This window comes from Paraburkholderia piptadeniae, assembly GCF_900007165.1.
Lineage (GTDB): Bacteria > Pseudomonadota > Gammaproteobacteria > Burkholderiales > Burkholderiaceae > Paraburkholderia > Paraburkholderia piptadeniae.
In genome coordinates this window covers 1-24,637 of record NZ_CYGY02000007.1, presented here as the reverse complement: position 1 = coordinate 24,637, position 24,637 = coordinate 1, and the positions used below count along the sequence as shown (strand labels likewise).

Annotated in this window: 15 protein-coding genes and 2 pseudogenes; 3 read left to right on the top strand and 14 right to left on the bottom strand. The window is 63.4% G+C overall.

Annotated elements, in window-relative coordinates; translation table 11 throughout:
- The first annotated feature begins 268 nt into the window (after nucleotides 1-268).
- On the top strand, nucleotides 269-544 hold the full coding sequence (locus BN2476_RS02020) for a hypothetical protein (RefSeq protein ID WP_087732555.1): 276 nt from the start codon (nucleotides 269-271) through the stop codon (nucleotides 542-544).
- Nucleotides 545-572: 28 nt separating this feature from the next.
- Nucleotides 573-989: an organic hydroperoxide resistance protein gene (locus BN2476_RS02015; protein WP_087732495.1), complete on the top strand. Its 417-nt coding sequence runs from the start codon at nucleotides 573-575 to the stop codon at nucleotides 987-989.
- A 152-nt stretch (nucleotides 990-1,141) separates the two neighbouring features.
- Here the strand turns inward: BN2476_RS02015 and BN2476_RS02010 are convergent, their stop codons facing one another.
- The 14 genes and pseudogenes from BN2476_RS02010 to BN2476_RS01950 all read right to left on the bottom strand — a co-directional run bounded on the left by BN2476_RS02010 (nucleotide 1,142) and on the right by BN2476_RS01950 (nucleotide 22,509).
- Nucleotides 1,142-3,343, bottom strand: coding sequence for a tetratricopeptide repeat protein (locus tag BN2476_RS02010; protein ID WP_087732494.1), 2,202 nt, complete (start codon nucleotides 3,341-3,343; stop codon nucleotides 1,142-1,144).
- Nucleotides 3,340-4,905, bottom strand: a complete 1,566-nt coding sequence (locus BN2476_RS02005; protein WP_087732493.1) for a cellulose biosynthesis cyclic di-GMP-binding regulatory protein BcsB — start codon at nucleotides 4,903-4,905, stop codon at nucleotides 3,340-3,342. Before BN2476_RS02005 ends, BN2476_RS02010 begins: the two co-directional genes overlap by 4 nt.
- The gene (gene bcsA, locus BN2476_RS02000; RefSeq protein WP_160111661.1) at nucleotides 4,862-6,958 is read right to left on the bottom strand and encodes a UDP-forming cellulose synthase catalytic subunit; all 2,097 of its coding nucleotides are present in this window, start codon (nucleotides 6,956-6,958) and stop codon (nucleotides 4,862-4,864) included. The genes BN2476_RS02005 and bcsA overlap by 44 nt, the downstream gene beginning before the upstream one ends.
- 327 nt (nucleotides 6,959-7,285) lie before the next feature.
- Entirely contained in the window at nucleotides 7,286-8,401 is a 1,116-nt protein-coding gene (locus BN2476_RS01995) for a diguanylate cyclase (RefSeq protein WP_087732491.1), read from the bottom strand.
- Between the two features lie 94 nt (nucleotides 8,402-8,495).
- Complete coding sequence (locus BN2476_RS01990) at nucleotides 8,496-9,500, bottom strand: chemotaxis response regulator protein-glutamate methylesterase (RefSeq protein WP_087732554.1); 1,005 nt, start codon at nucleotides 9,498-9,500, stop codon at nucleotides 8,496-8,498.
- An 8-nt stretch (nucleotides 9,501-9,508) separates the two neighbouring features.
- Nucleotides 9,509-11,881 carry a hybrid sensor histidine kinase/response regulator gene (locus BN2476_RS01985; protein WP_087732490.1) on the bottom strand — a complete coding sequence of 791 codons (2,373 nt, stop codon included), beginning with the start codon at nucleotides 11,879-11,881 and terminating at the stop codon, nucleotides 9,509-9,511.
- A complete protein-coding gene (locus BN2476_RS01980) occupies nucleotides 11,878-12,594 on the bottom strand; it encodes a chemotaxis protein CheW (RefSeq protein ID WP_087732489.1) in 717 nt (238 codons plus the stop codon). The genes BN2476_RS01985 and BN2476_RS01980 overlap by 4 nt, the downstream gene beginning before the upstream one ends.
- Nucleotides 12,575-14,029 carry a CheR family methyltransferase gene (locus BN2476_RS01975; RefSeq protein WP_087732488.1) on the bottom strand — a complete coding sequence of 485 codons (1,455 nt, stop codon included), beginning with the start codon at nucleotides 14,027-14,029 and terminating at the stop codon, nucleotides 12,575-12,577. The genes BN2476_RS01980 and BN2476_RS01975 overlap by 20 nt, the downstream gene beginning before the upstream one ends.
- Entirely contained in the window at nucleotides 14,026-14,511 is a 486-nt protein-coding gene (locus BN2476_RS01970) for a chemotaxis protein CheW (RefSeq protein WP_087732487.1), read from the bottom strand. The genes BN2476_RS01975 and BN2476_RS01970 overlap by 4 nt, the downstream gene beginning before the upstream one ends.
- A 46-nt stretch (nucleotides 14,512-14,557) precedes the next feature.
- Nucleotides 14,558-16,234: a methyl-accepting chemotaxis protein gene (locus BN2476_RS01965; protein ID WP_087732486.1), complete on the bottom strand. Its 1,677-nt coding sequence runs from the start codon at nucleotides 16,232-16,234 to the stop codon at nucleotides 14,558-14,560.
- A gap of 615 nt (nucleotides 16,235-16,849) precedes the next feature.
- The gene (locus BN2476_RS47550) at nucleotides 16,850-17,173 is read right to left on the bottom strand and encodes a hypothetical protein (RefSeq protein WP_175607927.1); all 324 of its coding nucleotides are present in this window, start codon (nucleotides 17,171-17,173) and stop codon (nucleotides 16,850-16,852) included.
- A gap of 428 nt (nucleotides 17,174-17,601) precedes the next feature.
- A complete protein-coding gene (locus BN2476_RS01955) occupies nucleotides 17,602-18,936 on the bottom strand; it encodes a glycosyltransferase family 4 protein (protein WP_235850667.1) in 1,335 nt (444 codons plus the stop codon).
- Between the two features lie 205 nt (nucleotides 18,937-19,141).
- Nucleotides 19,142-19,311, bottom strand: a pseudogene (locus BN2476_RS47915) (branched-chain amino acid ABC transporter substrate-binding protein); the annotation flags it as partial.
- A 99-nt stretch (nucleotides 19,312-19,410) separates the two neighbouring features.
- Nucleotides 19,411-22,509 carry an acetoacetate--CoA ligase gene (locus BN2476_RS01950; protein WP_087732552.1) on the bottom strand — a complete coding sequence of 1,033 codons (3,099 nt, stop codon included), beginning with the start codon at nucleotides 22,507-22,509 and terminating at the stop codon, nucleotides 19,411-19,413.
- Between the two features lie 1,504 nt (nucleotides 22,510-24,013).
- On the opposite strand from BN2476_RS01950, the pseudogene BN2476_RS01945 reads away from it, so the two are divergent.
- Nucleotides 24,014-24,637 (top strand): annotated as a pseudogene (locus tag BN2476_RS01945) (hypothetical protein); the annotation flags it as partial.

Genomic DNA, 24,637 nt, shown 5'->3' with positions numbered 1-24,637 from the left:
CCCGCGCTGCGCGTTTACGCGCACCCGGCCCAATGCCGGTCTCCGTGCGCTTCTTTCGCACAAGTCTTTTTCAAAAAATGATCGTACGCGATTGAATCGCATGCTTGACATGTATCCGGCTTCGTTTACAATGCATCGCATGCGATTGAATCGCGTGCGCTGTTGAATCGGACGGCAAACGGCCGAAAGCGCCAATCCGCATCGATCAGCGATTTGTAGACAGACAAACTGCCCTCGACCGAGGGTCTTCAACTACCGGAGAGAAATGATGAACAAGTTCTTCAAAGCCGCAGTTTTCGTTGCAGCGAGCGTTGCTGCTTCTGCTTCCGCTTTCGCGAGCGGATACGGTCCCGCGCCGCACTACAACCCGATCCAGGGCGCGCCGGCTTCCCAGCAAGGCGCCGCCGCGATCGCGGCAGACGCCGGCCGCGAAGCGACGGGCAACGAGAACATGGCCGCGGTGGGCGGTGTGGCGGATTCGGCGGTTCAGTCGGGTCACCGCGTAATCGCCAGCGACCTCGGCTCGACCTTCAAGCATCACTAATCACACACAACACGCAAAGGAAATCATCATGGCACGCATCGAAAATGTGCTCTACACCGGCAAGACTCACACGTCGGGCGGGCGGGAAGGCGCGTCGCGCAGTTCGGATGGCCGGCTGGATATCCAGCTTTCGTCTCCCGGCACGAACGGCAAGGGCACGAACCCCGAGCAGCTTTTTGCGGCAGGCTGGTCGGCCTGCTTCATCGGCGCGATGGGTCTCGCGGCGCGCGAGCTGAAGGTGACGTTGCCCGCAAGCGCGAGCGTCGACGCCGAAGTGGACCTCGGCACGGGTGAGGGCGGTTACTTGCTGCGGGCACGTCTGAACGTGAGCCTGCCGGGCGTGGCACGCGACGTCGCGCAAGCGCTCATCGACACGGCGCATCGGACTTGCCCGTACTCGAAGGCGACGCGCGGCAATATCGACGTTGAGCTCGCGCTTGTTTGATGTGCCTGAGCCGGTCCGTGAAGTCTCTTTCGTGAAAGGGACGAGCGGACCGGTTGCCGGTCACGATCAGCTGCGATTCAGCTGCGATTCGCTTGCGGCCCGGATCGATCGCGGGATCGAAAGACAGGCTACGTCGCAATGAAGAGAAAACACTAGAAGCCCCGCGGCGTCAAAAGATCGACCGCACGCAAATGACCTCGTTGCTCGAACGGAATCTTCAGCCAGGCAAAGACGCTCATGTCGTGGTAGCCGGGCGAAGCACGATATCCGATACCGGTACCCACGATAACGTGACGGGCAAGGAGTCCGGCTATCGTCGTGGTGTCCTCGCCAAACGCGCCGGACGCGCGACCCGTGAAGAGTTCGCGCGTTGCGTAACCGAACCGGCCACCTGTCTTGAACAGAAACCGGCCTCCTTCGTCGGACTGCGCGTAAAAGACGAGGCCTGCCTCGCGATTCGATTTAGGACTCCAGTAGCCGCCATACGGACCATCGAACCGGTTGGCGTCGTAGCGATATGAGCTCAGGCGTATTTCCGGCCCTGCGTTGAGCCAGCTCCAGCCTTTCGCGCGAAAGTCCCGGGTAAGCGAAAGGCTGAGGGCATAGAAAGGATTGACGGCGGTTCCACTTGCCGTGACAGCACCGCCGGACAGTGTTTCGCCGAAATGGAAGGCACTGCGTCCAATTGCCTGCCGCGCCGCGACCTCGAGGGAGGATGAAATGGCCGGCCCGGTTCCGGAGGAGGGCGCGCCCTCGAATGCGCGCAGCGAATCGTAGATGCTGTCTCGGCTCAAGGTCAGCCGCAAGAACTCGTCTTCGCTTTCGGCAATCCGCTGATACTGAACCTTGCCAAGTACCTGGACGGGTCCGTCGCCGGGCTTTTCGAGTTCCGCGCCGGCAAACAGCACGCCTTGACCAACCTCGGTACGCACCGTGACACCCAACTGCTTTCCCCACGCATGCTGCACACCGTCGTCCAGCCGAAGTGCGGTGCCGTCGATGCGCACGGTCAACGAGGGAGACGCCGGCATCGTGATCGAAAGTTGCGGAATGGTCCAGACAGTCAGCTTGTCCTGTCCGGTCGTGCCGGATTTACGATCCAGCGTGAACAGCGACTGCAGCGAAGGCTCCTGCCCTTCAGAAGGACGACCCGTCAGGGCTCGCGCGCGGTCGTAGAGTCCCAGGCGTTCGTCGTGTTCGGCGAGCGTCTGGCGGGCAATCGGTGGGATGTTTCCGGAGTTCTCGCCGACGAGCGCGCCGAGCGTTCCATAGTCGCGATTGGCGGCGGCGGCGAACACCAGACCCTGGATGTATTCGTCGTTCTCGGGCGCTGCTTCATGAAGCTTTGAGAAAATCTGCTCGGCTTGCGCGGGGCGACCACTGTTGAGCAGCGCCCAGCCTGCAAGCGCGCGCGTGGCGGGCCCTGTCGCGTCGCCGGTCTCTTCGACCAGCTCGAGCGCGGCGTCGACCTGCGCGGGGTCGTGCGAGTCCTTGGCCAGAGCCAGCTTGATGGCGGCGTGAACGCGCATGCCCTGTTGCGTGGTCAGCTCACGCGACTCGGCTTCTGCTTCCGCAAGCCGCTGTTGATGCATCAGCGACAGCGTGAGCCCGAGCCGTGCCGAAGACGGGTCCCTGGCCGTCTTCAGTGCCTCGCGAAACAGCGCCTCCGCGGCCTTGTCGTCGTGCGCGCGGTCTTCGAGCCAGCCGGATACTTCCAGTGCCGACGCATCCAGATGGACGGATGGATCTGCGCGAAGCACTCTCGAGTACGCCAGCGCGTTCGCATCGTGGCCTGCTTCGTTCTCCGCATACATGCGCTGCAGCCTCAGATCGTTACGGACCTGCTTTAGCGAGGGTTCCTCGAACACGGGGTCGGCAATGAGGCGGTCCACATCTGCTGGCGGCAGTGCTTTTGCTGCCTTCCATGCTGTGCCCGAGAGCTCGCCGGGATTGGTGCAGACGCGAAGCAGCTCCAGATAGACGCCATAGGCCTGCTCGGCACGTCCTGTCTCCGCAAGCGCCTGCCCGCGATCCCATTTCGCGGGCAGATTCGAGCACACCGGCTCTTTCGTCGACCTGTGCGCAGGTTGGCCGCCGACCAGGGGGTGGGAGTTCAGGGGCTTTGCTGCCTGCGGCTTGCCGGGCGTGACGGCGCTTTGCGGCGTCTGTGGCTGGACCAGTCTGACGGAATCTCGCGCTGCGGGCGAATTGCCCCATGCGCCAGACTCACGGCCGGGTGTGGCGGACGCGGGATCTGGGGATTTCGGTGAGTCAGGCTGCTCCGCGCGGACGGGGCCGTGCCATGTGAACAGAATGACGGCGGCTAGCGTGATCAGCGTGCGATTCGGGGTCATCGTTTTGGCGATGGGTCGGAAAAGGAGGATTGGTCGAATCGCTTCTTCACCTGTTCCTTGAGCGTCATGTTCAGAAAGATGTACGAAAGCGCAAGCAGTATCGTCAGCACGCCCCAGAACACCAGGGGATCGGCCAGGAGCAGGCGCAGACGCGCAATACCCGACCGGCCGGCAATCGCGAGCGGCGTTGTCGATACCGTCGCGGAGTCGAAGAGCGTCGCCCCCTGCGCAAACTGCGACCAGACCGCGGGCTGGCGCAACATTTCGACGGCACGCGGCACCGACGCGTCGTTGCTGCCAAGGATGGCAACGAACGGGTGCCCGCTGGCTTGGCCCGTCAAGGACACGGCTTGTCCGGGCTGCAAGGTCGGAAGCGAGGGCAGTTGACGAAGCTGCAGCGCGTCGAGCGACGTGGCGGGGCCGAAAAAGAAGTCGGTGCTCGCGAAGTCACCCGGGAACGCGAATGTGAAGTCGGCCAGCACGCCCGTTGCACGGACATGGACGGCAGCGAAATTCAGCACGGCGCGCACGAGCGCGGCGTCCGGACGTCCGAGCGAGATGGCGAGATGCCCCGGGGGAGCGTGAATCGCGGCCGCGGCGTCGAGCGTCATGTCCGCGCGCGACGGGAGCGCCATCGAGGTGTCGGCGAAAGCCTGCGCGGCACGCAGGCAATCGGTCTCGGTAACGCCCGAAAGCACCATGACAACCGACTTGCCTTCGTTGGCGGCGTAGATGCCGAGAAACGGGCCGTTGATGCTCTCGGCAACTGCTGCGGGCAACGCTTCCTTCAAGGCACTGCGCGTGCCCACGAGCAGCACGTCGCCTGCGCGAGCAGTGTCCTTGTCGATATCCCATGAACCCGAGTCGCCGCGTTTGACGATCGGGTCGGTGCCTTTGTACGTGACCGTGACATCGACCTGCCTCATGCGCGCAGCGATGCTTTCGACGGCGAGCGTGGCTGCCTGTAGTCGCTGGGGCGATGGCAACCCGCTTCCCAGCGCAACGGTAACGTTGCGCGGCATCCATGACCGGGCATCGAACGCCAGCGGAAGCTGCGCGAGGGTTGGTGCCGGGTTTGGGCGCAGCCCCGCAAAGTCCAGCGAGATGGATGAGCGCGCAATGTTAACCGGCGCGATATCGGAGTACGCCGTCTCTGCGGTGATCTTTGCGGCGTGCGGCACGCGTGCCAGTTGAATGCTGTTGGTCCCCGGCACGAAAGCTTGCGGGGAAAGCGGGATGGTCTGCACCTCGCCCCTCGCATCGGCCTGTGCCACCTGCGTTCCATTGACCCACACGACATACCGCGCTCCCGCCTCGGGTGCAACGTCCGATGCCAGCTGTAAGTGAACGCCGCTCAGTGCTTCTCGCGCAGACAGTTCAACGACAAGCGCATGCGCCTCTGCCGCGGCACCGTCTGGCGACGGGAGCGAGGAAAACGGTCTTGTGACTGTCTGCGCGGTGGCAGGCAGCGCGCCGAGGCCCAGCAGCCAGGCAACAACGGCGGCGCGCACGAGCCGACTAACCACGGAAGCCCTTGCGGCCCACATGACGGGCATGTGCATGAGCGCCTCTTAGCGAAATAACGAGCATGCCCAACAAGGACCGCACGAGGTTTGCCGACGCCTCCCGCTGCTTCCAGAGCCGCAGCCAGCGCTCGCTATCTCCGTACGCGAGGACCACGGCGGCCCGCTCCTCTTCGGGTGTCCTTGGCGCGTACAGCGCGACATAAACGCCAGCCGTCTTGTCGACGGGGGCGATCACGTGCGCTGCCAGCAGATGTCGCTGGAACCGGACTTCAAAGCGATCCAGCGTCAGCCCTTCAGGCGCGTGTATTCGCATGCCCAACTCGTTGACATCGAGGAGCCGTACCTGCGTCTCGCCGAAATCCCCGACGATGGTGATCGTCTCGTCGATTTCGATCCGTGGCCTGGTACGACGCTGAGCCTTTTCCAATAACGCGCCGAGCGCACCCAGACTGAGGAAGAGGTTGAAGCCTATCCATAGCACGGCTGCCGTGAGGATGGGGCGGGCATCGGGTTCGAGGATGATCCTGACGATGCCCCAGACCAGGCCGGTTACGCTGAAGACGAACATGCCGTAGTACGGCAGACGGAACTCACTGATGACGTCACTCCGGCTCTGCTCGCCCTTGGGCGTGACGGCGAACGTCGGCGCATTGGGGCGCAAAAGTGCGCCCACCAGCGCGGGCAGCATGTAGAACGCCTGAAGCGTCTCGTAGAGCTCGGACGAAAAGATGCGCCGGAATCGTCCGTTGAGCCGTTCAGCCGTCAGTAGCGCGACGACGAGATAGGGAAGTGTGTAGCCGACGAGATTTTCGGTGCCTCCCGGGTACATCTGCAGCTTGAACACGATGCCAATAATCGGAACTGCAAATGTGACCAGGCGAGCGAACGGGAAGAACCAGAAGAGCCCGATGGAAAAATAGCAGAGCCGTTGAGCATGCGACAGACCGCGGACGAGCCACGGATTCTGCCTCATGAGTATCTGCATCATGCCGACGCCCCAGCGGATGCGCTGGACGAGAAACCCGGCGACTGTCTCGGGCTGCAAGCCCGCCACCATCGGCCGACCCAGGTACACGGAACGCCAGCTTTGCTGATGCAGCTTGACTGACGTGGAAGCATCCTCGGTGATCGACTCGGTCGAAAAACCACCAATCTCCTCGATGGCAGCGCGCCGGACCAGCGCACCCGAGCCGCAGAAGAACGAGGTATTCCAGGTGTCGAGACCCGGTTGAACTGCGCGGTAAAACAGGTCGTTCTCCGCGGGCATCTGGTTGAAAAGACCGAGATTCTTTTCGAGCGGGTCCGGGTTGGTGAAGAAATGCGGGGTTTGCACCAAAGCGGTTTTCGCGTCATGGACAAAAAACCCCACCGTGGAACGCAGGAAGTCCCGCGTCGGCACGTGATCCGCATCGAGGATCGCCATCAGATCGCCAGACGTGCGTTGCATAGCTGCATTCAGATTGCCGCTTTTTGCGTGCTCGTTTGAATCGCGGGTCAGATAGACGGCACCGTGTCTTTTGCACAGTGCCTTCAGCTGCTCGGAGCGTTCCGCGAGTGCCTGGCGCTGCTCCTCACTTTTCGCGGTTCTGGATCGTGGGAAGCCGTCGTCGAGCACGTAGACTCGAAGGCGCTCTTTCGGGTAATCGATTTCCAATGCGCCGCATACGGTGGGGGCAACGACCCAGAGCGGTTCCGAGTACGTCGGAATGAATACATCGACAAAGGGGAGTGCGTCATCGGCGGGCAGTGGAAGCGGCCGACGCTCGAGCGGCCTGACACTGACGAAATAGCCCAGCAGCACAACGCCCATGCAGTACAGTTCAGCCAAAAGCAGGGCTGCCGCCGCGAGCTTCGATGGCAGATCGCCATGAATCGGAAATGCCTCGAAGCGCCACGCGATATAACGGATGATCACGAAGCTGCTGAAGACGAGCAGCACGGGTCGCGTTCTGGGCGTTTGCACGCAGGCGAGCAGCCCGAACATTGCAAGGAAGATCCATGCATGCGTCTGCGGGTGGGGCAGGCCAACTGATAGCACTGCCAGTGCGACCAGCGTCACCAGCAAGATGAGCGCGATAATCCGATGCATTTTGGATCGCATGCCGGGAACTCAAAGTCGTGAGCGACAAAGTTTCACGTGATCATAATTGCTCACTGTCGATCGCGCTATCTGGGCAGTGCTTGTCCCGCAGCGGGACCCAGCGGTGGCATGACATGCTTGCACCGGATCGCCGTGGCTCGTTGCGATCATTCGCTTTCCCTATCCATACATATCCTGCGTAACGCTTCGCCAGTCTCGTCGACGTATCTTCGAGACCGGCTCCGAATAGGCCTGAGTGCCATTGGGCTCGGTCGGCAAGCCGGGTTAGCGTGCCGTGGCTTCATACGCGGCAGCACCACTGCAACGCAAAACGACTCACGTGGCGCCGCGTGCATCGCTTCTGCCGCTTTCCATCGCAACCACGCGGTTCTTCCCGTCGCGTTTGGCGCGATAGAGCGCAAGGTCGGCGGCCTCGATCAGCGTTGTCATCGGCGCGTCGAGCGCGGGAACCTGCGTGGCGCAGCCGACGCTGATCGTCACATGCTGGCCCGACGACGAGCCCGCGTGCGGAATGCGCAGCGCCTCCACATGGAGCCGGATCTTCTCGGCGAGCAGGCGCGTGCCGCCCGCCGACGTCCCCGGCAGCACGACCGCGAACTCCTCGCCGCCGAAACGCGCCGCGAGATCACCGGGCCGCCCGAGGCAGCTTTCGACTGTCGACGCGATCTGCTTGAGCACTTCGTCGCCCGCCACGTGGCCGTATGTGTCGTTATAAGGCTTGAAGCTGTCGACGTCGATCATCAGCATCGACACTTCGGTTTGCGCGCGCATCCCGCGCCGCCATTCGGCGTTCAGATAGTCGTCCAGATAACGGCGGTTCGACAGGCCCGTCAAACCGTCCGATTGCGTGAGCTTGCGCAGTTCGAGATTGGCTTCGAGCAATTGCTGCTGCGATTCGCGCAGCGCGCGATAGGCCTGGTCGCGTTGCAGCAGATTCACATACGAGCGCGAGTGATAGCGGATGCGCGCGACGAGTTCGATGCGATCGGGCAGCTTGACCAGGTAATCGTTCGCGCCTGCCGCGAAGGCGGCGCTCTTGATGGTGGGCTCCTCTTTCGTCGACAGCACGATGATGGGCACGTCGCGCAGCTTCGCGTTCGAACGGTACGCCTTGACGAGCGTGAGGCCGTCGATGCCTGGCATGACGAGATCCTGCAGGATCACCGTGGGCCGCGTGTCGGTCGCCGCGCGGATTGCGTCGTCGGCGCTCGCGCAGTAGTGCAGGTCGATGCCGTCCTCGTTCGCGAACGCGCGGCGCACGGCCTCCGCGACGATCGCCTGGTCGTCGACGAGCAACACCATGATGGGCACGTCCGACAGCGCGGCTGTTTCCAGCGCGGCGCGCGCGGCTTCGAGCGCGGCGTTCGCGCGATCAGCCGACGTCGATGTGGAACCCCCTTGATCCCGTGCCCCGATTTGATCGAAGTCCATGTGTGTCCCCCTGTTGGAATTGCCTGTCATGCGCCGTCTTTGTCCTTGCCTGCGTGCCGCCCCTGTTCTGGATTTCCTGCTGCCATCGCCTCTGTCAGCGTCGCGCGAACGCTGCCAGATGGTCGGCGATGCCGCCGAGCGGCTCGATCCGCCGCGCCGCTCCTAGCGCCGCGGCGGCCTTCGGCATGCCGTAGACCGCACTCGTCGCTTCGTCTTGCGCAATCGTGTCGTAGCCCTTCGCGCGCATCGCCTTCAGTCCGATTGCGCCGTCGCGGCCCATGCCCGTCAGCAGTACGCCGAGCGCCTCGCCGGGCCAATGCTCGACGACGCTGTGAAAGAACACGTCGACGGAAGGACGGTAGGGCAGATCGGCCGGTTCGCGAGTGTAGTGCAGCGCGCCGTGTTGTGTCAGCAGCATGTGATCGTTGGTCGCCGCGAGCAACGCAACGCCCGCGCACGGAACATCGCCCTCGCGCGCCGTGCGCACGGTGAGCGGTGTCTGTCCATCGAGCCACTGCGCCATGCCGTCGGCGAACACCTTGTCGACATGCTGGACGATCACGATGGGCGCCGCGAACGATGCGGGCAGGCTGCCCAGCACGGTCGCGAGCGCGGCGGGGCCGCCCGCCGACGCACCGATCGCGACGAGCCGCTGCGCGTCCTGCCTGAGCGGCGCGCGAGCCGTGTCCAGCGGCGCCGTCGGCCTGTCCATCAGCCGGCCGATCTGGTCGATCTTCTGCAGCAGCAATTGCGCGGCATCGCTCACGCCCCGCTCGGCAAGCGTCGGCGTATCGACGGCGTCGAGCGCGCCCGCGCCCATTGCCTCATAGACGCGCCACGTATTCGTGCCGACGCTGCTCGTCACGACCAGGATCGGGCAGGGCGTGCGCGCCATGATGCGGCGCGTCGCCTCAACGCCGTCGAGCTTCGGCATGATGAGATCCATCAGCACGACATCGGGCGTGTGCGCGGCGCAGAAATCGACGGCCTCTTCGCCATCGGCGGCGACCCATAGCACGCGATGTTCCGGGCGCAGCGCGATCACGCGGCGCAGCGCCTCGACGGCGAGCGGCAGGTCGTTGGCGATGCCGATGTTCATGCCGGGCTTCATGAATCCGCCTCACCGATCAGGTCGCGTACGGCATCGAGCAGCGCTTCGTCATGAAAGCTGCCCTTCGCGAGATAGTAGTCGGCGCCGGCTTCGAGCCCGCGCCGCCGGTCCTCGTCGCGGTCCTTGTACGACACGATCATCACGGGCACGGGCTTGAACACCGGGTCGCGCTTGATCAGCGTGACGAGCTCGATGCCGTCCATGCGCGGCATGTCGATATCGGTGACGACGAGGTCGAACGTGCCATTTGTCACGTTATGCAGCGCGTTCCAGCCGTCCATGCCGTCGACGGCCACGGTGACGGCGTAGCCGCGTTTTTCCAGCAGCTTGCGTTCGAGTTCGCGCACCGTCAACGAATCTTCGACGACGAGCACATGCTTGCGCTGCCGCACGGCGACGTTGTGCGCGCGGCCGATCCGGTCGAGCTGGCCGCCGCGCACGAGCTTGTCGACGGAGCGCAGCAGGTCGTCGACATCGACGATCAGTACGGCGTCGCCGTTTTCCATCAGCGCACCCGCGGCGATGTCCCTGATCTTGCCGAGACGCGAGTCAAGCGGCTGCACGACGAGCATCCGCTCGCCGAGAAAGCGGTCGACTGCGATTCCATAGGTCTCGTGCTCGTCGCCGATCACGACCACGGCCACTGACTCGCGCGCCTGATCCGGGGTCGGCGTGCCGAGTAGCTGATGCGCGGTGACGAGCCCGATGGGCTTGCCGTCGAACGCGAAGTGCTGCTGGCCTTCGAGCATGTCGATGTCGGCTCGCGCGAGTTCGAGCGTGCGGCGCACATGCGCGAGCGGAAACGCGTACGCCTCGCCGCCCACTTCGACGAGGAGGCTGCGCACCACCGACAGCGTGAGCGGCAACTGCATCACGAACCGCGAGCCGCGGCCCGGTTCACTGAAGATGCGCACGGTGCCGCGCACGCTCTTGACCATTTCGTGCACGGCGTCGAGTCCCACGCCGCGCCCCGATAGGTCCGTCACCTGCTCGCGCATCGAAAAGCCCGGCAGCAGCAGGAAGTCGAGCAGTTCCTGTTCGGACAGGCGCGCGGCCGTCTCTGCATCGGCGAGCTTGCGCCGGATCACCGACGCACGCACGTTGTCGAGATCGATGCCCGCGCCATCGTCGCTGACGCTGATCAGCAGCCTGCCTGCGCTGTGGCGCGCTTCCAGCGTCACGATGGCTTCGGCGGGCTTGCCGCGCGCGAGTCGTTCGTCGGGCGTCTCGATGCCGTGATCGATCGCATTGCGAAGCAGATGGCCGAGCGGCGCGTCGAGCAGATCGAGGATGTCGCGATCCACCTGAGCCGACGTGCCGACGATCTCGAACCTCACGCGCTTGCCGAGCGAACGCGCGAGATCGCGCACGACGCGCGGATACGCTTGCGTCGCATCGCCGAACGGGCGCATCCGGCATTGCAGCGCTTCGTCATAGAGCAGCTGCGCAAGGTTGGCGCTGCTGCGCTCGTAATGGTCGAGTTCGTCGATGCGCGCGCCGAGCGCATGCTGCATCCGGTGGAGCGCGGTGCGCACGTCGGCGAGCGCGGACAGCGCGGTGTCGTCGAGATGGCCGGCGAGCGTGTCGTAGAGCGCATCGAGCGCGAGCGACGTGTCGCGCTGCGTGCGCTTCATGCGCAGCATCGATGCCGCGAACGGCTTGAGCCAGCGCGATTCGACGAGCACTTCGCCGGACAGGCCGAGCACGCGATCGAGGTTCGCGGCGCGCACGCGCAGCATGCGGTCGGGGTGGCGCGCGGCGGCGTGCGTGGCCGCATGTGGCGGCGGCGCGTCGTGTTCGTCGGCGGCATGTGGTGTGTCGGGTTCGTCCGTTGTCTGCGGGGTCTCCGACAACTCCAGCGTCGCCGCATCCTGCTGTTGCGCGAGCGCTTCGGCCTGTAACTGGGCCTGGAGTTGCGCATAGGCATCGACGCCGTCGCCCGCTTGCGCTTTGTCGCCGTCGGTCTGTTCGCGAGCGGCGCTTCCGGGCGACGATAGCCGCCGCACGAACGCGTCGATATCCGCGCGCGTGACGGGTGCTTCCGGTTGCGCTTCGCCCACGCGCAACAGCAGGTCGACGCCGCGCAGCAGCACATCGATATGCGCGGGCGTCAGCCTGAGTTCGCCGCGTTGCGCGCCGACGAAGCACTCTTCCATCAGATGCGCGATATCGACGCCATCCTGCAAGCCGATGATGCGGGCTGCGCCCTTGAGCGAATGCGCGGCGCGCATGCACGCTTCGAGCGCGGAGGCGTCGGTAGGCTGCTGTTCGAGCGCGAGCAGCCCGTCGGAGAGCACACGCGTCTGCGTGCCCGCTTCTTCGCGAAACAGTTCGAGCAGCGACTGGCGGTTCAGGTCGTCATCCGTCATCGCAGGCTCCGGGCGATCGAATCGAAAAGCCGCGTGGAATCGAGCAGGCCGATGGTCCTGTCACGCCATGCGAGCACGCCGCGCGCGTGCGCGGCCGTTGAATGCGCAAGCGTCGCGGGCACAGGAAGCAGCGCGGCCTCCGCATAGCGGACGACGCCCTCGACTTCATCGACGGGAAACGCAACCGGCTCGCTGTCGTGCGCCGCCACCAGCATCCGCGCGTATCCGTTGCGAGCGGATTGTCTTGCATCGGCGGCGTGGTCCATGTTCAGCAGTTCACCGAGCGAGACGGCGACGGTCAGCGCACCGCGCACGTTGACGACGCCGAGCACCGCGCGCGTGCGCCGGTGCGGCAGCGAATGGATCGCGCGAATCACGTCGACCTCGCGCAGCACGGATGTCGGCAGCGCGAGCCACTCGCCCGCGATGCGAAAGGCAAGGGCGGACTGCGTCGCCGCGTCTTCCCGCGATGCATGAACGCGGCTCGCTTCGGTGTCGGACGGCGTGTCCGCACGTGCACGCTGTGCGAGTTCGGCGTCGCTCAAGGGCCGGTCGAGCAGTCGCGCGGCGCCTTGCTCGAATACCGGACAGTTCAGGCAGCGCGCATGTTCGGCAAGGCGCGGGCAGCTTTTGTCGCCGCGCGTGCCGATGCGATTCCAGCAGTCGTCGACGCGCAACGGTAGACTCGCGACATCAGGAGCGTCGTGAAGCATGGAATCCTCGCGAAGATTGCGGCTCGTCGGCCGCCGCTTGTGACGCTAGCGACGCACGGGCCGCCGAGCGTTGCGCGCGCAGCATCAGGTTGTGCGCGCCCGACCGGTCGCCGCCGATCTCGAGCAACGCGGCCAGATGCGTGAGCGCTTCGTAATGCGCCGGGTCCAGATACAGCGCCTTGCGATAGAAGTCGGCGGCGTCGGCGCTGCGGCCGCGCGCATCGGCGATCAGCCCCAGCAGATAAAACGCGTCGACATCCGGACCATGCAGGACCACGTGCTTGTGCGCGAGACGTTCGGCTTCGTCGAACTCGCCTGCGTCGGCATGACGGCGCGCGGCGTCGAGCGATCTGTCGGCGGCGGGACTGGCGGGTTGCGCCGCTTGCGTCGCGTGTGAAGCTTGCGGTGGACGCGCAGCGGGTGACGCGAACGCGTGGCGCGCGCGAGGCTGTTTCGCGGCGTCGCGCCGTGCGGCGCCGTACGCGGGCGTATGCTGCCGTAGCGGTGCGCCGAACGGCGGCACGGCGCGTGGCGCGGCGTTCGACGCCTTCGGCGCAATCTGCCTGACCGCGCGCACCGCGCCTGTTTCCTCAGGCGTGCCGCGCCGGAAAGCAAAGGCGAGCGGAATGCGTGCCGAGGTCATCGCGTGCCGCATCATCAGTCCCGTTTCCGCAGGGCCGACGAAGATCGTGCCGCCGTCGGCGAGGTTTGCGTCGAGCAGACGGATCGCACGGTCCTGCGCTTCGCGGTCGAAATAGATCAAGACGTTGCGGCAGAAAATGAAGTCGTACGGGGCCTGTGCAATCGCGGGCAACTCGAAGAGATTCGCCTGCGAGAAGCGCACCGTCCGACGCACGCGCTCGTTAAGTTGCCAGCTGTCTTTCAACGCGGCGAAATGCCGGTCACGATACGCGAGCGGATGGCCGCGAAACGAATTGCGCCCGTAGATGCCGGCGCGCGCATGTTCGATCACGCGCGCGCTGATATCGAACGCATCGATCGTGAAGCGGTTTTCGCCGATGCCGTCGTCGAGCAGCGTCATCGCGACCGTGTACGGCTCTTCGCCCGTCGAACAGGGCAGGCTCAACACGCGCAGCACATGCATCGGGTCGCGCACAAGCCGTTCGTTTGCGAGCCGCGCGAGCACGACGTACGCCTCGCAATCGCGATAGAACCACGTCTCCGGCACGACGAGCGCATCGATCAGCGCCTGGCGCTCGTCGGGCGACATCGTCAGGTGCTGCCAGTATGCTTCGATTTCGGCGGGATCGACGGACACGCTCGTGTCGTGCGCCGCTGCGCCCAGACGCGTTACCCGCACGCGTTCGAGCACGCCGCGCTCGAGCGCATTGACGCCGAGCGACGACGCGTCGATACCCGTCTCCCGCAACAGCCAGGATTCGAAGCGCTGCATAAAGGGAGTCGCGGCGTTCATCGCGTTTGAGTTTCTGGTGGCGGGAAGAGCAGGGCCTTCACGTCGTCGTCGAGCATGTGCTGCACGTCAACCCACTGGATCATGCCGAGTTCGTCGCTGACGACGGGGCCGAGCCAGCGTGCATGCGGCGTCGCGATGCCGCTGTCGGCGAATCGCTGGCGTTCGATGCGGCGCGTCTGCGTCGCGTGTTCGACGATCAGGCCCAGCAGCCGCGACGGCATGCCGGCGTCGCGGCCTTCCCGCGCATCGCGGTAGCGGACCAGCACGAGCCGCGTCGAGCGCCATTGCTGCGATGGCCGGCCGAGCGCAAGCTGCGCGAGGTCGATGACAGGTACGGGCTCGCCATGCCGCTCGATCACGCCCGCGACCCACGCGGGCGCGCCCGGAATCGCCTTGGCGGCCGTCGGCGCCTGTACTTCGACAACGTCGGCGACATCGAGCGCATAGCGGTCGCGGTCGAGTTCGAAGAGAAGGAAGAGCATCGCGATCACCGTATCAGACGTGCGGCACGCGCGTGAGCGGATGTCGTCACGCTTCGATCTTGAAGCGCGAGACGCCCGTGCGCAGTTGGTTCGCAACGAGCGTCAGATCGTCGATGGCCTGCGACGACTGGCGCAGCGAGTCCGCCGTCTGCTGCGCGGCTTCCGACAGCTGAGACAGTGCCTGTGTGATCTGCTCGGCGCTCGTCGCCTGCGTGTGCATGCCTTCGTTGACGAGCTGGAAGCGCGGCGCCAGTGTCTGCACTTCCTGGATGATCTGCGACAGTTGCTCACTCACCTGCTGCACGTCGCGCATGCCGCGCCGCACTTCTTCGGAGAACTTGTCCATGCCCATCACGCCCGCCGAGACGGCCGATTGGATCTCCTTCACGGTCTGTTCGATGTCGTAGGTGGCGACGGCCGTCTGGTCCGCGAGGCGGCGGATTTCCGTCGCGACGACGGCAAAGCCGCGGCCATATTCGCCCGCCTTTTCGGCCTCGATCGCCGCGTTCAGCGACAGCAGGTTCGTCTGGTCCGCGACTTTCGTAATGGTCGCGACCACCTGATTGATGTTGACAGCCTTTTCGTTGAGGATCGCGAGCTTCGCGTTCACGGAGCCCGCCGCGTCCATCACGCTGCGCATCGTGTCTTCCATGCGCGTGAGCCCGCTCTGGCTCGCGCCCGCGAGCGTCGCCGACTGGTCCGCGACAGCCGATACTTCATTCATCGTGCGCAGCAGATCCCGCGAGGTCGCGAAAATCTCGCGCGAGGTCGCGCCGATTTCCGTCGTCGTCGCGGCTGTCTCAGTGGCGGTCGCCTGCTGCTCCTTCGATGTCGCCGCAATCTCGGCGACGGATGTCGTCACCTGCAGCGACGACTTCTGCGCCTGGGCGACGAGGCTGTTCAGTTCCTCGGCCATCCGGTTGAAGCCGTCCTCGAGTGTGCGGAACTCGTCGCGGCGGCCGAGCTTCAGGCGCTGCGCAAGATTGCCCGTGCGCATCACGTTATGCACTTCGACGAGGCTCGCCATCGGCACTGTGATCGCGCGATGCAGCGAATAGCCCGTGAGCAGCGCGACGAGCAGCGTGATGCCGAGCGCCGTCGCGAGCGTGATCTCGGTGCCCGTCACCGAATCGCGGATCGCTTTGGCGGAGTCGTCCGCCTGTGTACGGTTCTCGCTGACGAGTTCGTTCGCCGCGCGCATGACACCGTCCCACGCCGGCAAGAGCTTGACGAACGCGGCCTGTCCGTCGGACTTCGAGGTGGGCGCGACGCGCATCGCCTCGTTCAGTTGCAGCAGGTATTGGTCCCATGCACCCTTGAAGGTACGAAAGTGCGCGCGGTCGTCGTCGCGAAAGAGGGTACCCTGGTACTCGGCCGACACCTGATCGAGCTGACGCAGCAACTGTGGCACTCGCTCGAGATCGCGCTTCATCGCGTCTTCGCTGCTCTCGACGAAGAGCGCGCGTTCGAGCGTCGTATAGCTCTCGTTGGCCGTCGCGCGCAGCGTGGTCGCGAGATAGAGGCCGGGCACGGAGTCACGGCTCATGCTGAGCGCCTCGTCGTCCATCACGCGCAGCCGCGTCCAGGAGAGCGCGGCCATCACCAGCATCAGCACGAACAGCGCGCCGAAGCTCAGCAGGATCCGGTTGCCGAGCGTGAAGCGGCCTGCGTGCTTTGGATCGGGCACGGTGGTGTCGCCGGTGCGTGACGTCGCAGTGGCCATTGTCGAGGACTCTCTCGTTGAAGTTTCAGGGCGTGCACGGAATGGTGATCGTCCGGACGGCCCACGTCGAAGTGGTAGGGGAAATTGCAACGAGACTACACGACTCCCCGGCGATGCATTATCTCAAAAAGTAGGCGGAATCGACGCCAGTTCGGAGATTTGAAAGAAGGGCTGGACGGTTGGCTGCCAACGACAACAATCGGTCCTGGACTGGGCCGGCGGGTGGTCCTGCTCCTGACGATGATGGATCTCGGGACCGCCGGGGCGGCGATCGCCGATATGCATATCGGCACGCATGCAAGCGGCAGTCATGGGAAAAGGGCCCGGTCCTGGCCCGCATGCCGTAACGCGAACTGCTTACAACGTATTGCCCCACCGGCCTGCGTGGGCTGCTCGCACAGATGGTCGAGGACGCACGCGCCGCGGGAGATGCGGGCTATGCGGATAGACTTTGTTGAGGCCTCCAGGCACGGCCAGATTGGCGCCGCTCCTGTCCACGGCAATCGATGGAGCCCGTCCCGGCAAGCCTGAAACCCTATCTGCGCAGCGGCATGAAGTTTCTTCCCGCGGGACGTGAAGCCGGATTTTAGTGATCCGTCATCGTATAGTCGGGCTTCATCCCGTCGAACGTAACCGTGACCGTCTCGTTATCATGAATCGCGCATGGATACCGAGCCATCCGACCACGCCGAGCGGCACGGACCAGATCCAGCCCGGCCACGCGCTGTCCGCCCCCACAGCGGGTGTGTGGTGCGGACGTGCGCCGGTCTGCAGGTGCTGCATGATGGCGACATGCTGGCCGTACAGATACCCGGCATGCCACTGGTCCTCGTCGTACATGCCTTTGCTGGCGTTGTATGGGCACTCGCGTGCCCGACCGGCAAAACCTGCCTCGTAGCCCTCGCTGAAGCTGCGATCATAGAGCTTCGCCTCGGTCACTTTCCTCTCCGTAATACTGCGCAAGGTGCTGCCATGCGGCGAGTTCGTTGCGAAAACGGCGTAGCGGCCCCGACATGAACGCCGGGCTAGCCTTTTCGACGACAACATTTGCGATTCCATCGAGCGCGCCGTACTCAACGACTTGCGTCTCTCGTCGTGTGTCGCGCACGCATGGTTGCTCTCGCGCGCAAGTGGCTCACTCTAGCGAGCATGGCGCGTTCCCGGTAGGCTGAGTCCCAGCAGAATCTCTGGTGCAGGCCCTCGACTTCCTGAATGGCTTCGGTGGCTCACTCAGGCAATGTCACTCAGGCAATGGCTTGATGTGGAACGTACGGTTAATGTGTACTCGATGGCGAGAATGCTCAAGCCGACGGGTGCGGCCAAAGCGCCCCCGGCTTTTGTACGCTACCTGTGATCGTAACGGCGAGCTACGCTGCGGCGCCTCTATTACGGGCGAGAGATGTCGCTGCTCCGGTGAGCGAATCGGCGAGCTCGATAACGTTCCTCGCGAAGAGCGTGGGCGTCCAGCGACGGACTGTTGAAACGGCGTTCTGCGAGAATCGCTCCCGCAACGCATCGTCCGTGGACAGTTTTACAAGCCGGTCAGCCAGCGTTGCAGCGTCGCCCGGCTCGACGATGAAGCCGTTGATACCGTCGAGCACCAGCTCGTTTGCGACGCCGCAGGTTCTGGTTACGATGGCGGGCTTGGCTGCGGCGAACGCCTCGCTGATGCAAAGCCCCCATTGGTCGTACGCGCTCGGCAGCACCGCGAATTCGGCCAGTGAATACAGGGCCGGCATTTCGCAATAAGGGACGCTACCAAGGATCTGTATATGCCTGTGCATTCCGAGTCGATCGATTGCGTCGCGGACTTCCGGGCCGCACGGCCCCTGTCCTACCAGCAGCAGTGACAGTCCCGCTGAATGCAGTTGTGACCGACAGAATGCCTCGATCAACAGATCGACGTTCTTGCGCCTTATGAACCGGCTGACGCAGATGGCGTAGCGCGCGGGAAGGCCGAAGTTGCAACGAATCGTCGACGCGCTCGCTAGGGCTACGCGTGAAGCCGCCGAAAAATACTCGACGTCGATCACATCGAAGCCGGTTCTGGACCGGCTCATCGGAATACCCAGCGATCGGGCGTAAGCGCGGTGTTTTTCGCCCGCGACCAGCGCTCCATCAAAGCCCGAGACCAGCGCCTGTTTCAGGCGCTCCTTGAGCGCATATCGCCTGCCGTCATCGGCTTTTGAGTCCGACATGTAGATAAGCGTGAAGCGTCTTCCCAGCACTTTCAGTAACCACAGGAAAAGAGAGTAGTACGTGTTATAGCCAAGCGTCACGACGACGTCGGGACTGTATTGACGTAGCGCCGTGAGCAATCCGTTACCGACACGCAACCAATGATGATCTGTCTCGCTGGCACCTTCGATCAGCGTGACAGCATCCGGTGGGGAGCCCTGAAAGAATGCGATGCGACCCTCCTGCGGAAACAAATAAGCGCCGGACCTTCCAAATACCTCGACTAAGGAGATTTTGTCTCCGCGAGCGATCGCGAGCTTTGCAAGCGCTTCGTACCGCGGGACGTGGTAGTCGCTCAGATTGCCGATGACGAAAAGGAAGCGCATTTGGAGCAGGGCAAGCACGGTTGAACAACAGGGAAGGTCGAACGTGACAACATCCATCAAGCAGCATGAATCCTGCCTGGGGTGCACGCCGCCTGCACGGTGGCGAATGCGCACGCCAATGCGCGACTGGTCGTGCATCCTGAACGGGTGCGCTGGCGGAATTGCGGATCGGCAATGGGCGAGCAACAGACCAGCGGCGCACAGGCTCCGACCCGCGACGGCCTCTCCCGGATTCGATTACCCGTGACTTGTAAAAAATAATCGGTCCCCGGCCGTAGACGGCATTACGTCTGTCACCCCCTGGATGTGGAGATCGAGATCGAGATCGTGTTGTGCTAACGGCGCCCTGAGCGGTGAAACTCGTTTCGCCGCTTCCACCCTTGAAGTCGGTGGACGGCATGATTGCCAGGATCTTCATGGGGGCGGTCGAATTCGCCCGCTTTATCGCGTCGACGATATGTACACCACATCGTCGGAGATGGGAGCGTAAACCTGTAACGGCGGGTGTGTCCGGCAAAGAGACCCGGCTCGGATGAGGCAATGAAAGTAGTGCCGCATTTCGTGCGATTCGCGCTGTGACAACATCGTGCAGCATGCCTAAACCCCGCCCTGTCACGCGTTCGTCAATGCCCTGTCCAGCGACGCCGCGACGACCCGCAGATTCGGCTCGACCACCATTTCGTCATGGCTACCGGATACCTCGACAATCACCAGGCCGCCGCGCGCGACGCGCTGCCACAAAAGCATCGGATCGCCGCGCTCGTCCAGCCGGGTCGTCGCGCGCACATACACAATCGGTCCAGCGTTATAAGGGGGCGGCCGGTAGCGGGTCATCGCCAGCACCAACGTTTCGCGCACCTGTCTGAGCGCAGGCGGAAACGCCGCAGTCGTCGCGTCTGGCCGCAGTCTCATGCGGCCGAGGCGCATTTGCACGTGATCGGCTCCAACGATGAGCCGATCAGCCACGTAACCGACCATTCGCGACGCCGGCACAGCACGCAGCTTGCGCCATTGGCCCCGTATCCGGCCGTAGCACTGGCGCATCCGCGCGCTTAACGGCAGCCAGCGCTCGTAGACATACGGATCGAGCAGGCACAGCATGCCGACCTGGTCGCCGGCGCGCCGTAGCTGTTGCGCGATCTCGAATGCGATCAGCCCGCCGAGCGAATAGCCCGTCACGGAATACGGCCCGTTCGGCTGCACGGCACGCATCTCGTCGATGTAGCAGGCAGCCATTTCTTCGACGTGCCGCTGTGTCGGCTCTTCTCCGTCAAGGCCGCGTGCCTGCAGACCAAAGACCGGGCGCGGGCTGCGCAGTGCGTGAACCAGCGCCCAGCATTCCATCACCGAGCCGCTCAAGCCATGCACGAGGAACACGGGCGTTCCCGTCCCGGCGCGCATGGGCACCAGAATCGGCGACGATGCCAGCGGTGTGCCATCTTCGATGATCCCGGCAAGGCGCGAGATCGTCGGCGCGATCACCAGCGTCGCGAGTGGCATCGTGCGGCCCGTCGACTGACGTACTTCGGCGAGCAGCCTTGCCGCGAGAAGCGAATTGCCACCCAGTTCGAAGAAATTGTCATCGCGGCCGATCGGCGCAAAGTCGAACAGCTTCTCCCACAGTGCCTGCAAATGTCGTTCGAGTTGTTCGCGTGAGTCGCCGGCCGGCGGAAGCTTTTGAGTCGCGAGCTTGAGCGCCGGATGGTTCCGGATCGCGTCGAGACATTCAGGATTGCGCAGCGCCGTGACATTGATGGCCGGCACGCCGTTGACGGCATCACGCGCGGATCGTTCGGATAGCTTGCCGTTGTGTGTGACGGGCAATGCATCGACGGCGATGATCCGGTCTGGAACGTGCGCGGGCGACGCGCGGTGCGCGAGATCGCGGCGTATTCGGGCGACCAGCGTACCCGTCAGCGTGACGCCATCCTGCAGGACCAGCAGCATGACAATGCGCGGGTCAGGCGTTCGATCGCATGCCTGATCCACTCGGCCGCTGCCTTGCCGTTGCTCGACGACCATCGCTTCGCGAATTTCGCGGATATCGTTCAGCACGCGATAGATTTCGGCTGGCGCGATCTTGATCCCGCGCACATTCAATATGCCGTCGGAACGTCCGTGCAGACGGGCCGTGCCTTCAGACGAAAACCCGATCAGATCGCCGTGCGTCCACACACCCGGGTTACGTGAAAAATAGGCCGCGTGAAAGGCCGCGCCGTCGATGTCGCCATAGAACCCGAGCGGACGTGACGGAAACGGGTTGATGCAAACGAGTTCGCCGATTCCCGTCGTGGGCGCTCCCTGATCCCACGCCTGCACCTCGAGCGCAAGACTCCTGCATTGCGCTTCCCCTGCATAGACCGGCAAGTCAGGATTTCCAAGCACAAAGCAGCCGATGATATCGGTGCCGCCCGAGATCGACTGTAGCGGCAGTGGCTTCACGTGATCGCGTACCCAGTCGAACTGCGTGTCGTACAGCACCGCGCCCGTTGACATCATCGCGCGAAGTGCACCGAGATCGAACTGCCGCCCAGGCTCCAGGCCGGCGTCCTCGCACATCCTCAGATAGGCGGGGCTCGTGCCGAACACGGTGACACGCTCATCGGCGACGAGACGCCACAACACATCGATCGTGGAGATCGGGCCGTCATAAGTCACGATTTCGACGCCGGATGCAAGCGCCGACAACTGCCAGTTCCACATCATCCATGCGCAGGTGGTGTGGAAGTACATCCGGTCGCCGGGCCGCAGATCGCAGTGCAGCCGATGCTCCTTCAGGTGCTCGAGCAGACTGCCGCCGGCGCCGTGCACGATGCACTTCGGCCTGCCGGTCGTGCCCGACGAGAACATGATGAAAAGCGGATGATTGAACGGGAAGCGCGGCCACTCGAAGCGCGCGGCGTCGCCACCGTCGATCAGCTCACCAAGCGTATAGACACGCTGCCTGATTGTGCCCGGCAGGTCATTGCCGTCATCGAGACAGACGAGCCCCTGCAGTGAGCGTAGCGCATCCGTCAGCATGCCGACTTTTTCCGCCACTGGCATGCCCGTATCGAAATCGCGCGCCGTGGTGTGCGCGAACAGCAGTCGGGGTGCGAGCGGCGTGAAGCGATCGAGGATCGCTTCGACGCCCATTTCGGGCGCCGCGGACGAAAAGGTTGCGCCGAGCGCGGCAACTGCCAGCGCGGTAACGGCTGCGTCAGCGTCGTTGCGCATGACGGCGACCGCACGGTCGCCATCGCGCAGCCCCAATTTCGAAAGAGCATGTGCAAGACGCGCGACGCGCTCGCGCAGTTCGCCGCGCGTCAGGCGCACACGTTTTCCATCCGCGTAACATGCGGTGATCGCGGGTGCAGTGGCCGGTGCCACCGACAGGTTAAGCAGGTTGGCAGCGTAGTTGAGTTGAAGGTCGGGAAAGAAGCATGCATGCTCGCACGCGTCGCCGACGCAAACCGGCTCGATGCTGCCGGACACATCGAGCCCCTGCGACCACTCGACGAAGCACCGCCAGAAAGTGCGAAAGTCTCGCACGGAGAAATCGTGTAGCGACGGGTAGTCGTTGAGTTCTTTGCCAGTGCGCGCCTGCAGGGTGGCCGCAAATGCGCTCAGTTGCGATGTTGTCAGTTGCCCGGACGTGTCGTCATAAATCGGAATTCGTCCTGTGGTGACGCGTGAGCACTGAAGCGCGTCGGACAGGTGGAAACGGTCCATTGAAAGCTCCATCAATGTATTTTTTCTTATCAAACAGACTTCGTCGAACGGGCGAGCATGCACCGGTTTCGTTATTCCACGCAGAGGAAGCCGTCGTGACTGCATTGCCTGCTGCATTGCCCGTTTTTCGCGCAGCGTGTACCGGTGCCATGAACGTCGCATTTGTTGTGCCCACGCGATGGCTTGCTGTGTGGGGGAAATCGCTTACTGTCTGGGCGTAGCCGGCGGACGGCGACACGCGTCGCCCATAAAACCATCTCTTATTGCGCGACAGGACTGGTGTTCATACCGCGTGTGTTCATAGCGCGTCCGCACACGAAGTACATTTCAGCTGTACTTGATGGCGGCTGAACCGGGTGGCGATCTTCGATTTGATTTTGCATGACCAGAAGAATTAGCTAATTGGCGATCCTTAATATCTGTTCCGCTACTACCGTATATAAAGGGATCAAGCCAGTATTTATATTAATAATAGAAAACGGAATGTGCTTTCCTGAAAAAATATCCAGACCGATGAGAGACGTGTCTTTTCTCCGGGGCATTGAGGCAGATCGCCCCCACAGGCAGCGAATGTAGAAAATGGGAGAACGATTTCACCGCTCATCATCGAGATCAGTCCTTTTCTGCACTGGAGCGGGTTAACGCTACCCGCATGAAGCGCTTATAATTCTTCTGCCTTGGAAGTCTTCCGTAACTAGTGCCGGACCCGCGTTGAAGCTGTCGTCCTGGCGTAATAGATACCGAAGAGGGCATTGCGTGTAGCTAGACATCTTTTTGCCGACAAAGGCTGGAATGAGCGGGGTCTAGATGTCTGGTTGTCAATTCCTGCTCCGGGTTTCTTCACCTCAGAAACCGGACGCACGGATCTTGGCTGTTCAGTTGCAGGAATGCGTTGCAGCGTCTTCGAACCGTTGCGGTTCGAAGACGGCGTCGTGTCGCCGAGGGAAAGGCGAAAGACGTTACTGATCTGTCTGTCATCCTATGCGTTTGCCGACTGCGATGCGCGCAGTAGACGATGTCCGTCGTGACTGTCATCAGACTCGCGTCACACACTAGGTCGTCTTAGCTGCCATCGCCTGATGGGTGCGTATTTCATCGCGTATAGGGCGGATCGATGGCACGTGCCGACAGGCGGTTGTAGTTCAAACAGGCGGTGCGTAAGCGAGCGCTGTTCGCTGCGAGGAATTGATGCTTCAAGCGCATCTGATTAAGGCTAACAGTAAGGACTACGTAATTGTAGGAGTGGCGGCGACGACTGGCGGAGGTTTTCGGGTTTGGCCGTTTTGCGCCCTCGCGCGACCGAAGGTTGACGCAGCCGAGCTGAAGTGGCTCAGACAATGGACAGAGGCTGGTGCGTTCTCCGGTTCACTTCTTCTATTTGATAACGCCAAGGCGGGAGACGAAACCAATCGATCTTGCCAGACCTTCGGCGAAATTACTTCAACGAGACATACGGACAATGATGAGATATTGGAAACTAGTGGGGGTTGCATCAGCAACTGTGTTGGCATCGTTTGGTGCGGAACACGCGCAGGCTCAAGCCGCCGGCAGCTCGACGCTTTCGTGCGGCACGGCAACGCAACAGGCGGCCGGCACGCCGAACGGCCTGATCACGGCCGACACGCCGACCGGCGACGGCCTGCGCGTATTCCAGAACAACACGCCGTTCAAGCTCGCGATCACGACGAACGCGCCGAACGCGGATACCGTGGTGTGGTCGATTGCCGATTCGAATGGCGCGATCAAGGCGCAGGGTAGTTTCCCCGTGAGCGCCGGCGTGCAGACCAACGCGATCCCCTGTACGTCGACGTGGTCGGGCTATGGCGCGCTCACGGCCACACTGCGCGCGGGCGGCGGCACGCTGCCGCACAGCGGCACGCGTCCGACGGGCATTGCGACGTTCGGCGTGCTGCCGAATCTCGCGTCCGTGCTCGGCACCGTGAACTACGCGCATCAGGACCAGCACCGCTTCGGCATGCAGGGTTTCAACGGCAATATCGCTGCGCTGCACGCACTCGGCATCTCGTGGACGATCGACGACCGTCAGCAGTCGACGTTGGAGCCCAACGGTCCCAACACGTACACGCCGAACGTGAGCGACCTCGACCAGTTCTACAAGAACAACCCC